Annotated in this window: 12 protein-coding genes; 7 read left to right on the top strand and 5 right to left on the bottom strand. The window is 69.2% G+C overall.

The window, feature by feature from the left end; translation table 11 throughout:
• Positions 1-304: 304 nt before the first annotated feature.
• Genes GVN67_RS00115 through GVN67_RS00085 form a run of 7 tightly spaced genes read left to right on the top strand, consistent with a single transcriptional unit; the run spans position 305 to position 8,447 of the window.
• Positions 305-1,570 carry a branched-chain amino acid ABC transporter substrate-binding protein gene (locus tag GVN67_RS00115; protein WP_200845050.1) on the top strand — a complete coding sequence of 422 codons (1,266 nt, stop codon included), beginning with the start codon at positions 305-307 and terminating at the stop codon, positions 1,568-1,570.
• Positions 1,567-2,658 carry a branched-chain amino acid ABC transporter permease gene (locus tag GVN67_RS00110; RefSeq protein WP_200845049.1) on the top strand — a complete coding sequence of 364 codons (1,092 nt, stop codon included), beginning with the start codon at positions 1,567-1,569 and terminating at the stop codon, positions 2,656-2,658. Before GVN67_RS00115 ends, GVN67_RS00110 begins: the two co-directional genes overlap by 4 nt.
• 4 nt (positions 2,659-2,662) lie before the next feature.
• Entirely contained in the window at positions 2,663-4,285 is a 1,623-nt protein-coding gene (locus GVN67_RS00105) for a branched-chain amino acid ABC transporter permease (RefSeq protein WP_200845048.1), read from the top strand.
• Positions 4,282-5,088 (top strand): ABC transporter ATP-binding protein, encoded by an 807-nt coding sequence (locus GVN67_RS00100; RefSeq protein WP_159992221.1) that lies wholly within the window; start codon positions 4,282-4,284, stop codon positions 5,086-5,088. The genes GVN67_RS00105 and GVN67_RS00100 overlap by 4 nt, the downstream gene beginning before the upstream one ends.
• Complete coding sequence (locus tag GVN67_RS00095; protein WP_159992220.1) at positions 5,085-5,795, top strand: ABC transporter ATP-binding protein; 711 nt, start codon at positions 5,085-5,087, stop codon at positions 5,793-5,795. Before GVN67_RS00100 ends, GVN67_RS00095 begins: the two co-directional genes overlap by 4 nt.
• Positions 5,796-5,812: 17 nt before the next feature.
• Positions 5,813-7,111 carry an NtaA/DmoA family FMN-dependent monooxygenase gene (locus GVN67_RS00090; protein WP_159992219.1) on the top strand — a complete coding sequence of 433 codons (1,299 nt, stop codon included), beginning with the start codon at positions 5,813-5,815 and terminating at the stop codon, positions 7,109-7,111.
• A gap of 19 nt (positions 7,112-7,130) precedes the next feature.
• A complete protein-coding gene (locus tag GVN67_RS00085; RefSeq protein ID WP_159992218.1) occupies positions 7,131-8,447 on the top strand; it encodes an LLM class flavin-dependent oxidoreductase in 1,317 nt (438 codons plus the stop codon).
• Here the strand turns inward: GVN67_RS00085 and GVN67_RS00080 are convergent.
• The 5 genes from GVN67_RS00080 to GVN67_RS00060 all read right to left on the bottom strand — a co-directional run bounded on the left by GVN67_RS00080 (position 8,444) and on the right by GVN67_RS00060 (position 14,347).
• Positions 8,444-9,523: an ABC transporter ATP-binding protein gene (locus tag GVN67_RS00080; RefSeq protein WP_159992217.1), complete on the bottom strand. Its 1,080-nt coding sequence runs from the start codon at positions 9,521-9,523 to the stop codon at positions 8,444-8,446. The two genes, GVN67_RS00085 and GVN67_RS00080, sit on opposite strands and share 4 nt — an antisense overlap.
• A gap of 3 nt (positions 9,524-9,526) precedes the next feature.
• Positions 9,527-11,272 (bottom strand): iron ABC transporter permease, encoded by a 1,746-nt coding sequence (locus GVN67_RS00075; protein ID WP_159992216.1) that lies wholly within the window; start codon positions 11,270-11,272, stop codon positions 9,527-9,529.
• Positions 11,273-11,306: 34 nt separating this feature from the next.
• Positions 11,307-12,356, bottom strand: a complete 1,050-nt coding sequence (locus GVN67_RS00070; protein WP_159992215.1) for an ABC transporter substrate-binding protein — start codon at positions 12,354-12,356, stop codon at positions 11,307-11,309.
• 64 nt (positions 12,357-12,420) lie between these two features.
• A complete protein-coding gene (locus GVN67_RS00065; RefSeq protein WP_159992214.1) occupies positions 12,421-13,476 on the bottom strand; it encodes an ABC transporter substrate-binding protein in 1,056 nt (351 codons plus the stop codon).
• Positions 13,477-13,537: 61 nt separating this feature from the next.
• A complete protein-coding gene (locus GVN67_RS00060; protein ID WP_159992213.1) occupies positions 13,538-14,347 on the bottom strand; it encodes an enoyl-CoA hydratase in 810 nt (269 codons plus the stop codon).
• Positions 14,348-14,576: the final 229 nt, after the last annotated feature.

Here is a 14,576-nt window from a genome sequence, read left to right as displayed (position 1 = left end):
CTTCCCCCGGCAAAAATCCCTGACCTAAGCTTGCCCTGCGGATGCCCCTGACTGCGGCGGGCGCCGCCATCTGGAAAAGGAGGCTCGATGCTGTCCTGGGTTCCGGCTTTCCACCTTCCATCGGGCACCTCAGCGCCCTGCTGATCCCGGCGCCTCCCTGCCGTCCCGGCAGGGAGCGTTGCGCCTTCACCGATCTCATGTCGCCCGCGGCCGTCCCGCGGCGGGCGGATGCCGCTTCATGCTCCCGTCCCACCGAAGGGCGCGCTGCCTGGCGCCGCCCTGCCGTCCCCGCAGGAGGCGCCGCGTGACGACTGTCTTTCTCTCCGATCTCCCCCGCCGCCTTGCCACGCTGGCCCTGGCCACCGGGCTTCTCGCCGGCCAGCTGGGCCTGGCGCGCGCCGAGACGCTCGGCCCGGTCACCGACCCGGTCGGCGTGCTGCGCATCCCGCGCGGCGCGCCGATCCTGATCGGCGGGCTGATGGTGCTGTCCGGCCCCGACCTGTCGCTCGGCCTCGACGCCTCGCGCGGCGCCGAGATCGCCTTCGACGACCGCAAGAACACGCTGGTCGGCCACCCGATCCGCTACCTGCCGGAAGACGGGCAGTGCAGCGTCGAGGGCGGCCAGACGGGTGCGACGCGGCTGGCCGCCAACCGGCAGATCGTCGGCGTCATCGGCACCGCCTGCTCCTCCGAAGCCCGCGGCGGCGCGCCGATCCTGTGGAATGCCGGCATGCCGCAGGCGGTGACCAGCGCCACGGCCCCGGCGCTGACCGCGCCCGACCGCCCGGTCGGGCTGCAGGGCACGGTGCGCTTCGTCTACAACGACATCAACGCGGCAGCGGCGGCCGTCCGCTACGCCCAGGCCCAGAAGTTCGCCCGCGTCGCCACGCTGCATGACGGCAGCCTCTATGCCGAGCAGCTGGTGCGCGCCTTCGAGGCGCAGTTCAAGGCGGCCGGCGGCACCATCGTCGCGGCGGAGGCCATCGCCTCCTCCGACAGCGACCTGCGCCCGGTGCTGACCCGCATCGGCACGGCGAAGCCGGAGCTGATCTTCGCGCCGATCTTCGTCGGCGCCACCGCCTATCTGGTGCGCCAGACCAAGGAGATCGGCAGCCTGGCCAGCACGCCCGTGCTGGGCACCGACGCGGTGATGGCGCCGGCCTTCCTCGAGGCGGCGGGCGAGGCCGCCATCGGCTATCGCATGACCGGCATCAACAACGACCCGGCGCTGCTCGGCCAGCGCTACATCGAGTTCCGCGCCAAGTACCTGGCCAAGTTCGGCGAGAACCCGATCGGCGGCTTCCACGGCAATGGCCATGACGCGGCGCTGGCGATGATGCTGGCGATCGAGAAGGTCGCGGTGAAGGATGCCGAGGGCAACACCTATATCGGCCGCGGCGCGCTGCGCGACGCGCTGATGCGCACCACCGACATGGACGGCATCACCGGCCGGCTGTCCTGCGACCCGCATGGCGATTGCGGCGCCTCGCGCTTCGCCGTCTTCGAATACACCAGCGGCGATCCCGGCACCTTCGAGGAAGGCAAGAACCCGCGGCGCGTCTTCCAGTGACCGGGCTGCTTGCGGCCCCGGCGGCGCGGCTGCAGGACTGGCTGCGCCGCGCCACCTGGGTCGACGGCTTCCTGCTGGGGCTGCGCCTGCTGGTGCTGGGCCTGGTCGGCTACGGCTTCGTCGCCGGCCTGCTGCAGCCGCGCTACGGCCCCGCCGAATGGGCCTCCTTCCTGGTCTTCGGCCTGGTGATCGGCGCGATCTACGCGCTGATCGCCCTGGGCTACACCATGGTCTATGGCATCCTGCGCATGGTGAACTTCGCCCATGGCGACGTCTTCATGTTCGGCGCCTATGCCGCCTGCTTCACCCTGATCGCCTGCAACCGCAACGGGCTGCTGGCCGCGCAGCCGGCGCTGTCCTTCGGCCTGGCGCTGCTGGCCTGCATGGCTGTCGCGGCGGGCTTGGCGATCCTCGCCGAGCGCATCGCCTATCGCCCCTTCCGCCGCGGCCGGGCGCTGGCGCCGCTGATCAGCACGCTGGGCCTGTCCTTCGTGCTGGAATATTCGGCGCGCGGCATGTTCGGCGCGCAGAACAAGGCCTTTCCCTCCTTCCCGGCGATCGATGGCGCCGTCCTGGTCTTCGGCCTGTCGATCCCGCGGGTGCAGCTGATCGTCATGCTGGCGGCGGTGCTGACCATGCTGGTGCTGACCCTGGTCGTCATGCGCACCCGCATGGGCACGGCGATGCGCGCCGTCGCCGAGGACCAGGACGCCGCCATCCTGATGGGCATCAATGTCGACCGCGTCATCGTCTTCACCTTCGCCCTCGGCGGCGCGCTGGCCGGCGTCGCCGGCCTGCTCTACGGCCTGGTCTTCAAGCAGATTTCTTTCTTCATGGGCTTCTTCCTGGGCGTGAAGGGGTTTGGCGCCGCCGTGCTCGGCGGCATCGGCAATATCCCCGGCGCCATGCTCGGCGGCTTCGCCCTCGGCCTGGTCGAGAGCCTCGGCCCCGCGCTGTTCCTGGAAGGCATCGGCGTCGCCGCGCCCTACCAGCTGCGCGACGCCATCGCCTACACCATGCTGGTCATGGTGCTGATCTTCCGCCCGCGCGGATTGCTGGGCGAACGCCTGGCGGTGAAGCGGGCCTGACGGCATGAGCGAGCTTGCCATGACGCTGCCCGCCCGCCTCGAACCCCTGGCGCTGGCCCGCGACACCACCCGCCTGGCGCTGGCCGTCACCGGCGCCTGCACCGGGCTGGTGCTGGTCGGGCTGTTCGGCCAGTTCTCCAACCGCTGGCTGGTGGTCGGCCTGCTCGATATCGGCCATGCGCTGATGCTGGCGGTGGCGTTGCGCGCCGGCATGGTCGCGGCGCGCGGCCAGGACTGGCGGGGCGCCGTGCCGCGGGCCCTGCTGTGCGGCGCCCTGGCCGGGGTGCTGATCGTGCTGCTGGTGATGGCGGCGCGCGCCGCCAATCTGCGCTGGATGCTGGTCTCGCTGACGCCGGTGACGCTGAACCGCGTCGGCTACACCCTGCCCGACGCGCAGGCGATGCTGCTGCTGGCCGCCGGCGGCGCGGCCTCGGCGCTGCTCGGCGCGGCGCTGGTGCTGCTGCCGGCCAAGGCGCGCCGGCTGCTGATGGGCGCGCTGCTGGGCGTGGTGCTGGCCGGGCTGTTGAGAGAACTGATCCGCAGCCTGCTCTCCGGCCTCGGCGAGATCGATGGCTGGGCCTTCAGCTATGACGGGCTGCTGCCCGCCGGCGCCGTCGCCGCCGCGGGCATCGGCGCGCTCGCCGCCGCCCGCCCGGGCGCGCGCCATGTCGCCGCGCTGCCGCCGCGCGGCAAGCTGGCGGCGCGGCTGCTCTGCCTGGCGCTGCTGCTGGCGCTGCCGGCGGTGACCAACGACTTCGTGGCGCAGGTGATGATGCTGGTCTGCCTCTACACGCTGATGGGCCTTGGGCTGAACGTGGAGCTCGGCCTGGCCGGGCTGGTCGATCTCGGCTTCGTCGCCTTCTTCGCCGTCGGCGCCTATACCGTCGCCCTGCTGACCGCCGAGACCGCCGGCATCGCCCATCTGGGCTTCTTCGCAGCACTCCCCTTCGCCGTGCTCTTCGCCTCGCTGGCCGGCTTCCTGTTCGGCCTGCCGGTGCTGCGGGTGCGCGGCGATTATCTGGCCATCGCGACGCTCGGCCTCGGCGAGGTGATCCGCGTGCTGGTGCTGTCCGACATGCTGAAGCCGCTGATCGGCGGCGCCCAGGGCATCGTCAATATCCCGAAGCCGGTCTTCTTCGGCATCGTCCTCGGCAGCCCGACGCGGCTGTTCTACCTGACCGCCGCCTTCGCGGCGCTCGCCGGCTATTGCGCCTGGCGGCTGCAGCATTCCGGCATCGGCCGCCGCTGGCTGGCGGTGCGCGAGGACGAGGATGTGGCCCAGGCGCTGGGCATCAACCTCGTCCAGGTCAAGCTGATGGCCTATACGATCGGCGCCGCCTTCGCCGGTCTCGCCGGCGGGCTGTTCGCCGCCATGACGGGCGCGGTCTTCCCGCAGAGCTTCCAGCTGCTGGTCTCGGTCAATGTGCTGGCGGTGTTGGTGGTGGGCGGCATCGGCAGCCTGCCCGGCGTGGTGATCGGCGCCGCCGCGCTGATCGGCGCGCCCGAGGTGCTGCGCGATCTCGGCGAATATCGCTACCTGATCTACGGCCTCGTCATCATCGCCATCGTCCGCTTCAAGCCGGAGGGGCTGAGCCCGGTGGCGATCCGCCAAAGGGAGGTCGCATGACGGCGCCGCTGCTGCGGGCGGAGGGCGTCAGCAAGCGCTTCGGCGGGCTGCTGGCGGTGGACCGCGTCAGCCTGGTGATGGCGCCCGGCGCCATCCATGCGGTGATCGGCCCGAACGGCGCCGGCAAGACCACGCTGTTCAATTGCCTGACCTCCTTCACCCCGCCGACCTCGGGCAAGATCTGGCTGAAGGACGAGCGCATCGACGGGCTGCGGCCCGACCTGGTGGCGGCGCGCGGCATCGCCCGCACCTATCAGAACATCCGGCTGTTCCCCGACCTGACGGCGCTGGAGAACATCATGGTGGGCCTCGGCGTCCGCCGGCCGGAGACGCTGCTGGGCGCGTTGCTGGCGACGCCAGCGCATCGCGCCACCATCGCCGCGGTGGAGGCGGCGGCGCGCGCGCTGCTGCTCGACCTGGGGCTTGCCGGGCGCGGCGACCGGCTGGCGCGGCACCTGTCCTATGGCGACCAGCGGCGGCTGGAGATCGCCCGCGCGCTGTCGGTCAAGCCCAGCCTGCTGCTGCTCGACGAGCCGGCCGCCGGCATGAACCCGGTGGAGAGCCATGCGATGATGGAGCTGATCGCCCGCATCCGCGACGAGCACGGCGTCGGCATCCTGCTGATCGAGCACCAGATGCGCGTCGTCATGGGCATTTCCGAGGCGATCCATGTGCTGGACCACGGCGTCTGCATCGCCAGCGGCACGCCGGCCGAGATCCGCGCCGATCCGACGGTGATCGCCGCCTATCTCGGCGCGCGGGCGGCGAAGCACGGCATGGACGCGCTGGAGAAGCGCGCGTGAGCTCTCTCCAGGTCGAGGATCTCCACGTCGCCTATGGCAAGATCCAGGCCCTGCGCGGCATCTCGCTGCAGGTGTCATCCGGCAAGATCTGCGCGCTGGTCGGCGCCAATGGCGCTGGCAAGACCACGGCGCTGAACGCCATCTGCGGGCTGCGGCCGCGCGTCGGCGGCCGCGTGCTGCTCGACGGCCGCGACATTGCCAAGGTGCCGCCGCATGACCTGGTGACGCTCGGCCTGGTGCAGGTGCCAGAGGGCCGCCGCATCTTCGGCCGTCTGACGGTCGCCGAGAACCTCGCCATGGGCGCCTTCCGCCGCCGCGCCATGCGCTCCGAATTGCAGGCCGATTTGGAGGAGGTGCTGACGCTGTTCCCGCGGCTGCGCGAGCGCATGTCGCAGCTGGGCGGCACGCTGTCGGGCGGCGAGCAGCAGATGCTGGCCATGGGCCGCGCGATGATGGCCAAGCCCAGCCTGCTGCTGCTGGACGAGCCCAGCATGGGTCTGGCGCCGCAGCTGGTCGACCAGATCTTCGAGACGGTGACGACGATCAACCGGCTCGGCGTCACCGTGCTGCTGGTCGAGCAGAACGCCTTCATGGCGCTGGAAATCGCCGAGACCGCCTATGTGCTGCAATCCGGCGAGGTCGTGCTGTCCGGCACCGGGCCCGAGCTGCTCGACAGCGAGGCGGTGCAGGAAGCCTATCTGGGCTGAAAGAGGATCCAAGCCGCATGCCGAAGCCTTTCCACCTGGGCTGGTTCGCCAATTTCACGGCGGGCGAGTGGAACCACCCTTTCACCGCCGACACATCCCCCTGGGACGGCAAGTTCTATGTCGAGATGGCGCAGGCGATGGAGCGCGCCTGCTTCGACTACATCATGCTGGAAGACACGCTGATGGTCTCCGAGGCCTGGCGCGGCACGCCCGAGGCCACGCTGCGCCACGCGCTGCAGGCGCCGAAGCACGACCCGCTGCCGCCGGCGGCGATGATCGGGGCGGCCACGACCCATCTCGGCGTGGTCGCCACCATGTCGACCATGGCCTATCCGCCCTTCCTGCTGGCGCGGCTGGCCTCGACCATCGACAGCATCTGCGGCGGCCGCTTCGGCTGGAACATCGTCACCTCCGGCGAGGATGCGGCGGCGCAGAATTTCGGCATGGACGAGCTGCCGCCGCGCGAGCAGCGCTACGACATGGCCGATGAATATGTCGAGCTGGTCACCCGCCTCTTCGACTCCTGGGAGCCCGGCGCCGTGCTGCGCGACCGCGCCAGCGGCACCTATGCCGATAGCAGCAAGGTCCATCCGATCCATTTCGAGGGCAAGTACTTCAAGTGCCGCGGGCCGCTGAACACGGTGCGCTCGCCGCAGGGCAAGCCGGTCTATGTCCAGGCCGGCGGGTCGCCGCGCGGCCGCGAATTCGCGGCGCGCACTGCCGATTCCATCATCGCGACCGCCAATGGCACGGCGGGGATGAAGTGGTATCGCGACGATGTCCGTGCCCGCGCCGTCAAGGCGGGCAGGGACCCCGACAGCATCAAGGTGCTGTTCCTGGTCTATCCCGTGGTCGGCGAGACCACCGCCGAGGCGGAAGCCAAGTACCAGCGCCGCGTCACCGCGCCGGACTTCGTCGAATCTGCCCTGGCCAGCATCGGCACCGTCACCGACATCGATTTCTCCCAGTTCGATCTCGATGCCGAGCTGCCCCGCCTGACCACCAATGGCGAGCAGGGGTCGCTCGACAAGTTCGCGCAATGGGGCAGCGGCAAGACGCTGCGGCAATTGGCCTCGGAGCGTTTCGATGGCGGGCTGCGCCTGGTCGGCACGCCGGACGAGGTGGCAGAGATGATGGGCGAGGCCATGGCCGAGATCGGCGGCGATGGCTTCCTGATCAGCACGCCCTTCCAGCGCAGCAGCCGCCGCACGGTGATGGAGATCACCGAGGGCCTGGTGCCGGCGCTGCAACGCCGCGGCCTGACCCGCACGCGCTACACGCACAGCCTGCTGCGCGACACGCTGCGCGAATTCTGATCCGCCTGGGAGACGACCGATGACCCCGCGACAGATGCATCTGGTGGCCTTCCTGATGACCGGCCCGACCTGCCACCACCATGGCGCCTGGCGTCATCCGGAATCCGCCGTTGACGACCTGCTGGACCCGTCCCGCTACGAGCATATCGCCCGCGTGCTGGAGGCCGGGAAATTCGACGCGCTGTTCTTCGCCGATATCCTCGGTCTCTATGATCTCTACGAGGGAAAATACGACACCATGGTCGGCCGCGGCGGGCAGGTCTGCCTGCTGGACCCGGCGGTGATCCTGCCGATCATGGCGCGGGTGACCAGCCGCATCGGCCTTGGCCTGACCTATTCCTCGACCTTCAACCATCCGTATCAGGTGGCGCGGATGCTCTCGACGCTCGACCATATGAGCCATGGCCGCGCCGCCTGGAATGTCGTGGCCTCGACCAGCACGCTGGAGGCGCGCAATTTCGGCATGAAGGAAATGCCCAGCCGCGCCCAGCGCTACGACCGCGCCGACGAGGTGCTGGAAGCCTGCTCTGCTCTCTGGGAAAGCTGGGAGGAGGGTGCGCTGGTGCTGGACAAGGCGTCAGGCCAATTCGCCGATCCGTCGCGTATCCACTATGCCGATTACGAAGGCAAGTGGATCAGCACGCGCGGGCCGCTGACCGCGCCGCGCTCGCCGCAGGGGCGGCCGGTGATCATGCAGGCCGGCAGCTCCGAACGCGGCCGCGACTTCGGCGCCCGCTGGGGCGAGATCATCTTCACCTTGCAGCACGAGAAGTCGGACATGCAGGAATTCTACGCCGACTTCAAAGGTCGGATGCAGAAGTTCGGGCGGGCGCCGGAGGAATGCGTGGTGCTGCCCTCGATCGACGTGGTGATCGGCGCGACCGAGTCCATCGCACGCGAGCAGGCCGACTATGTCAACAGCCTGGTCGACACCCAGCTCGGCATGGCGCAGATCTCCGGCCATATTGGCATCGACCTGTCGCGCTTCGATCCCGAGCAGCCGCTGGCCGATATCGAGATCGAGGAAGGCTCGCGCGGCTCCTTCGACGTCATCCTGCAGGGCACGAAGCGGGAAGGGCTGACGCTGGGCGAGGCGGCGCGCCGCTTCGCCACCAGCGAGCTCTGCCCGCAGCTGGTCGGGACGCCGGAGAGCATCGCCGACCGGCTGACCGACCTGTTCGAAAGCCACGCCTGCGACGGCTTCGTGCTGACGCCGACGACCTTCCCCGGCATGTACGAGCAGTTCTGCCGCAGCGTCGTGCCGATCCTGCAGCAGCGTGGCGTGTTCCGGCGCGACTATGCCGGCGCCACGCTGCGCGAGCATCTGCGCGACTAGTTCACCACGGCGATCTGGTTCGGGTCGATCTCCAGCCAGACGCTGTCGCCCACCTCATGCACCTGCAGCGGCGGCGCGGTGACGCGCAGCTTCAGCCCGCTCTCCGCCGGATGCACGACATAGTCCCAGGATTCGCCGAGATAGGTGCGCTGCGCCACGGTTGCCGCCAGCAGCGGCATGCCGTCGCGCGCGCCGCCCGCCGGCCGGCCGCGATGCAGCGCCATGCCCTGCGGCCGCAGCGACAGCAGGATCGGCTGCGACGAGGCCGGCATGCTGCCCGGGATCTGGTCGGAGCGCAGCGCGAAGCCGTCGAGCCCGACCTCGCCATTGGCGAAGCGGCCCTCGATCAGGTTGGTGCGGCCGATGAAGCCGGCGACGAAGCGGGTGCGCGGCCGCGTGTAGATGACATGCGGCGCGTCCACCTGCTCGATCCGGCCGCCCTGCATCACCGCGATGCGGTCGGCCGTCGCCATGGCCTCGGCCTGGTCATGCGTGACATAGACGGTGGTGAAGCGGAATTCGTCATGCAGGCGGCGGATCTCGAAGCGCATTTCTTCCCGTAGATTGGCGTCGAGGTTGGACAGCGGCTCGTCGAGCAGCAGCACCGCCGGCCGCACCACGATGGCGCGGGCCAGCGCCACGCGCTGCTGCTGCCCGCCCGAGAGCTCGGCCGGGTAGCGATCGGCCAGATGCGCCATCTGCACCACCTCGAGGATGCGCGTGACCTTGGCGCGCACCTCTTCCCGCGGCAGCTTCTTCAACGTCAGGCCGAAGCCGACATTCTCGGCCACCGTCATGTTCGGCCAGATGGCGTAGCTCTGGAAGATCATCGACATGCCGCGCTTCTCCGGCGGCAGCACCGCGCCGGGCGCCGACAGCACCTGGCTGTTCAGCATGATGCTGCCCGAGGTCGGCTCGACGAAGCCGGCGATCATGCGCAACGTCGTCGTCTTGCCGCAGCCGGAGGGGCCGAGCAACGAGACGAATTCGCCTTCCTCCAGGGTCAGGTCGACGTCGTCCACGACCTTCAGCTTGCCATAGGCTTTGCCGAGGCCCTTCAGGGTCAGACGGGGCATGGGTCAGTTTCTCCGCAGCATGAAGTCGCGGCCGGCCAGCTTCATGCCGATACCGACGAGGACGAGGGTGATGGCGAGCAGCAGGCCGCCGAAGGCCGAGAGCACCTCGAAATTGCCCGCCTCGCTCAGATCGTAGAGCAGCACGGCCATGGTGCGGGTGCGCGGCCCCACCAGGAAGACGGCGGAGGAAAGCTCGCGCGAGGCGACGATGAAGACGATCAGCCAGCCGCCCAGCAGGCTGCGGCGGATCAGCGGCGCGGTGATGCGCATCACCGTCATCAGCCGGCCGCCGCCGAGGATGCGCGCGGCCTCCTCCATCTCCGGATGCACCGAGCGCACGGCGGCCGAGGCATTGGCGAAGGCGATCGGCAGGAAGCGCGCGGTGAAGGCCAGGATGATGATCAGCGCGGTGCCATAGAGCGCCAGCGGCGGCGCCGCATAGGCGGCGTAGAAGCCGATCGCCATGACGATGCCGGGGATGACGAAGGGCGCCATCGCCAGGAAGCCCAGCGCCGAGCCGAAGGGCACCAGCTTGCGGGTGACGATATAGGCGACCAGCACGGCGATCAGCACCGCCGCCGTCGCCGCCGTCGCTGAGTACCACAACGTGTTCCAGATCGAGCTCAGCGCCATCTCGTGGCGGAACAGCAGGTAGGTGTAGTTGTCGAAGGTGAAGTTGCCCGGCGCCAGCAACCCGCGCCCCCAGGCCTTGGCGAAGGAGGATTGCAGCAGCACCGAGACCGGCATGACGACCGCCATCGAGCCGACCAGCGCGCAATAGGCGAAGACCGGCCAGCGCCAGACGCCGAGGCGGATGATGCGGCGCTCGCCGCCCTTGCCGGTCTGCGAGACATAGCCCTTTCGCGCCAGCAGCAGCTTCTGCGCCAGGATGATGCCGACGGTGATCAGCAGCAGCGGCATGGCATAGGCGGCGGCGACCTCGACGCGCACCGGATATTCGAAGAACTGCCAGAGCTGCGTCGTCACCACGTTGATCCGCGCCGGGATGCCGATGATCGCCGGCGTGCCGAACAACGCGATGGTCTCGAGGAAGACGACGATGGTGCCGCCCAGGATCGCCGGCCAGACCAGCGGCAGCGTCACCCGCCGCGTCGCGGTCATGGTGCCAGCGCCGAGGATGTTGGCAGCGTCCTCCATCTCCGACGAGATCAGATCCAGCGCTGACTTGACGAAAATGAAAATGAGCGGGAAGGAATGCAGCGCGATGACCAGCGCGAGCCCTGGGAAGCTGTAGACATTGACCAGCGCGCCTTCCGCCCCCGTCACCCAGCGCCAGGCCTGGTTCAGGAAGCCGGAATTCGGCCCGGCCAGCAGGATCCAGCCCACCGCGCCCAGATAGGGCGGCATGATGAAGGCGCCCATCACCGCGGCCCAGGTCAGCCCCTTGCCCGGCATGTCGGTGCGCGACACCGCCCAGGCCATCGGCACGGCGAAGACCGTCGCCAGGCCTGCCGCCGAGACGCCAAGGATCAGCGAATTGCCCAGCGCCTCGAGGTAGCGCACGCGGCCATAGGCCTGGGCGTAGTTGGCGAAGGTGAAGGCGCCGGTGCCCTGCTGCTCGAAGCTGACGATCAGCAGCTTGCCGATGGGCACGGCGACGAGGAACAGCAGCACCAGCACCAGCAGCAGCCAGAGCAGGTTGGAGGGCTCGAGATAGCGCAGCCGCGTCAGCACGCCGGGCGGGCGCGTGGCGAGGGCGGGCTTGGGCAGGGTCACGGTCTCTGTCATGCGCCGGCGGATCCTTCTGCTGCGCGGCGGAACATCAGATGCCGAAGGTGTCGCGCCATTGCTCTTTCACCTCCGGCACGCCCTTCTCGATTTCCTCCGGCGTCGGCATGATCACCTTCACCTGGTCGAGCGGCGTCGAGCCCGGCGGCGGCGGCACGTCGGCGCGCAGCGATTCGTTGTAGAACTCGCGGGTGACACGGAAATACTCGGGTCCCGTGGCGAATTCCATGAACAGCTTGGCGGCGTTGGGATGCGGCGCGTTCTTCTGGATGCAGCTGGGCGAAGGCACCACCACCGTGCCGTCCTCCGGATAGATCAGCGACAGCGGATTGCCGCGCGCCATGCTGAGCAGCGTGCTGGCCGAGGGAACCGCCACGCCGATGGTGCGCTCGCCGGCATTCAGCGTCGTCACCGGATCGATGGAAGACCGCCCGATCTGTGGCCGGTTCTTCTCCATCGCCTTGAAATAGTCCCAGCCATAAAGCTTGCGCAGCAGCACCGCCCAGGCGCCGATGGCGCCGCTATAGCCCGGATGGCCGACCGCCAGCTGGTCGCGCCAGCGCGATTCCGTCAGCGCGCGCCATGATTTCGGCGCATCGGCCTCCGACACCTTGTCGGTGCGCCGCGCCAGCAGATGCACGCCGATATAGAAGACGTGGAAATGATCGTCGGGATCGCCGGCCTTGCGGACGAAGTCGAGCAGTCCTTCCGCGTTCTTCGGGCGGTATTGCAGCAGCCGCCCTTCGCGCTTGAGGAAGGAGGAATGGCTGTAGTCGGTGGAGCTCAGCACGTCGCATTGCGCGATGCCGGCGCGCATGTCCTGCGCCAGCCGCTGGAATGCCACCTGCGAGGTGCTGCGCACCACATTGACCTTCACCCCCGGATAGCGCGCGGTGAAGGCCTTGCCCACCGCCTCGCAGGGCTCGGCGCTGAGCTGCCCGGCATACCAGGTCATCTCGCCCTCGCGCCGGGCGGCGGCATGCAGCTCCTGCTCATGCGGCGGCAGCTCGGCGGCGCCCGCCCTGGGCGCCGCGCCGATGATGGCGGCGGCCGCCAGCAGGCCGCGCCTCCCCACTCCGATCATCGCCTCCCTCCTTTTTCTTCCTGGGTCGCTGGCCTCGTTGGGCCAGCGATGACGTTCCGCCCGCTCAGATCCCGAATGTATCGCGCCAGAGGTCCTTCACCTCCTGCGCCTTGGCTTCGACATCCTCGGGCTTCGGCGTGTAGAGCGGGATGCTGTCCAGCGCGCGGGCGCCGGGCGGCGGCGGCACTTCCGGCCGCAGCGATTCGCCGAAATAGGCGCGCGTCGCGGTGTGGTAGGCCGGGCTGGTGACGAATTCCATGAACAGCTTGGCCGCATTCGGATGCGGCGCGGCGCGCATCGCCCCGGTCGGCGAGGGCACCACCAGCGTGCCGTCGGTCGGATAGATCAGCGTCACCGGATTGCCGCGCGAAATGCTGAGCAGCGTGGTGGCCGAAGGAATCGCGGCCCCGATCATCCGCTCGCCGGCATTCAGCGTTGTCACCGGATCGCCGCTGGAACGGCCGATCAGCGGCCGGTTGCGCTCCAGCTCCTTGAAGTAGCCGACACCAAACTTCTCCTGCATCATCAGGCACCAGGCGGTGATGGCGCCGCTATAGCCGGGGTGGCCGACCGCGATGCGGTCCTTCCAGCGCGGATCGGTCAGGTCGCGCCAGGATTTCGGCGCATCGGCCTCCGACACGTTCTTGCTGTGCCGCGCCATCAGATACAGGCCGAGATAGGTGATCTGGAAGAAGCCGTCCGGATCGGCGGCCTTCTGCGCCACCTCGATCAGGCCTTTCGCATTCTCCGGCCGATAGGCCATCAGCTGCTCGCCGCGCTTCAGATGCGCGGCATGGCTGTAGTCGGTGGAGCTGAAGACGTCGCACTGGTTGACCCGCGCGCGCATGTCCTGCGCCAGCCGCTGGAAGGCCACCTGCGAGGCGCTGCGCACCACATTGACCTTCACCCCGGGATAGCGCTCGCCGAAGGCGCGGCCGATCGCCTCGGAAGGCTCGGCCTGCATCTGCCCGGTATACCAGGTGATCTCGCCTTCCTTCTTCGCCGCGTCGTACAGCGCCTGCTCATGCGCCGGCAGCGCCTGCGCCTGCGCCTTCTGCTGCGCCAGCAACGCGCCGCCCGCCGCCAGCGCCACGAAATGCCGCCTGTTGATCATCCGCATCCCACTTCCTCCCTGCCTGCACCGGCGCCGGCGGCTCTGCGGCCGCTTTGGGCGCCACGCTTCACCTGCCGCTGAACACCGGGGCCCGCTTCTCCTGGAAGGCGCGGCGGCCCTCGGCATAGTCCGCGCTGTCGAAGCAGGCGCGATTGGCCTGCTCCACCGCGGCGCGGTCACGTTTCTCCGGATTGCCCACGATCTGCTCGATCGCCAGCCGCGCCGCCTTCAGCGACAGCGGCGCATTGCGCGCGATCTGCTGCGCCAGCTCGATTGTCGACGATTCCAGATCGGCGACCGGCACCACGCGGTTGATCATGCCGGCGCGCAGCGCCTCGGCGGCGTCGAACTGGCGGCCGCTGAACATCACTTCCTTGGCCATCGCCGGGCCGGTCAGCGCGACCAGCTTCTCCAGGCTTTCATAGCCATAGGCGATGCCGAGCTTGGCCGCCGGAATGCCGAAGCGGCTGTCCTCGGAGGCGATGCGCAGGTCGGCGATCAGCGCGGTGGCATAGCCGCCGCCGATGCAGAAGCCCTGGATCATGGCGATCAGCGGCTTGCCCATGCCCTCCAGCGCGCGGCGCGCCGCGGCGCTGCGCTGGCCATAGGCTTCCTGCGCCGCCGCATCGGCGCGGATCCTGTCGAATTCGCTGATATCGGCGCCGGCGGCGAAAGCCTTGCCGCCCGCGCCATGCAGGATGACGACGCGCACTTCCGGGTCGCTGGCGAAATCCGTCGCGGCCGCCGCGATGGCATCCCACATGGCCAGCGCGATGGCGTTGCGCTTCTCCGGCTGGTTGATGGTGATCCAGCCGATGCCCTCGCCGCGGCGCGTCAGGATCCTCGGGTCGGCAATGCCTTTGGCCTCGATATCCATCGGGTCCTCCCTGCCATGGCGGGAGATGGCGCGGCGACACGAAGGGCGCCTGGCTGGCTGCCCCGTGCTGCTCTGCTGATCGTTTCTCTCCCGGCGATGAGTCTTGCCACCCGGTCTCCGAAATGTAAACAATAAAGCCGGACCTGCGGGGTCGAGGGGATCGCGAAACCGCGACTGAGCAGTTGCAGCAAGCGATTTTATCGACACAGCCGCGGGGGTGGCGGGGAAA

Origin of the sequence: Roseomonas sp. 18066 (assembly GCF_902706185.1) — a bacterium.
Taxonomy (GTDB): Bacteria; Pseudomonadota; Alphaproteobacteria; order Acetobacterales; family Acetobacteraceae; genus Pseudoroseomonas.
Note: the sequence above shows the minus strand (reverse complement) of the source record. Positions and strands in the feature narration are given on the sequence as shown.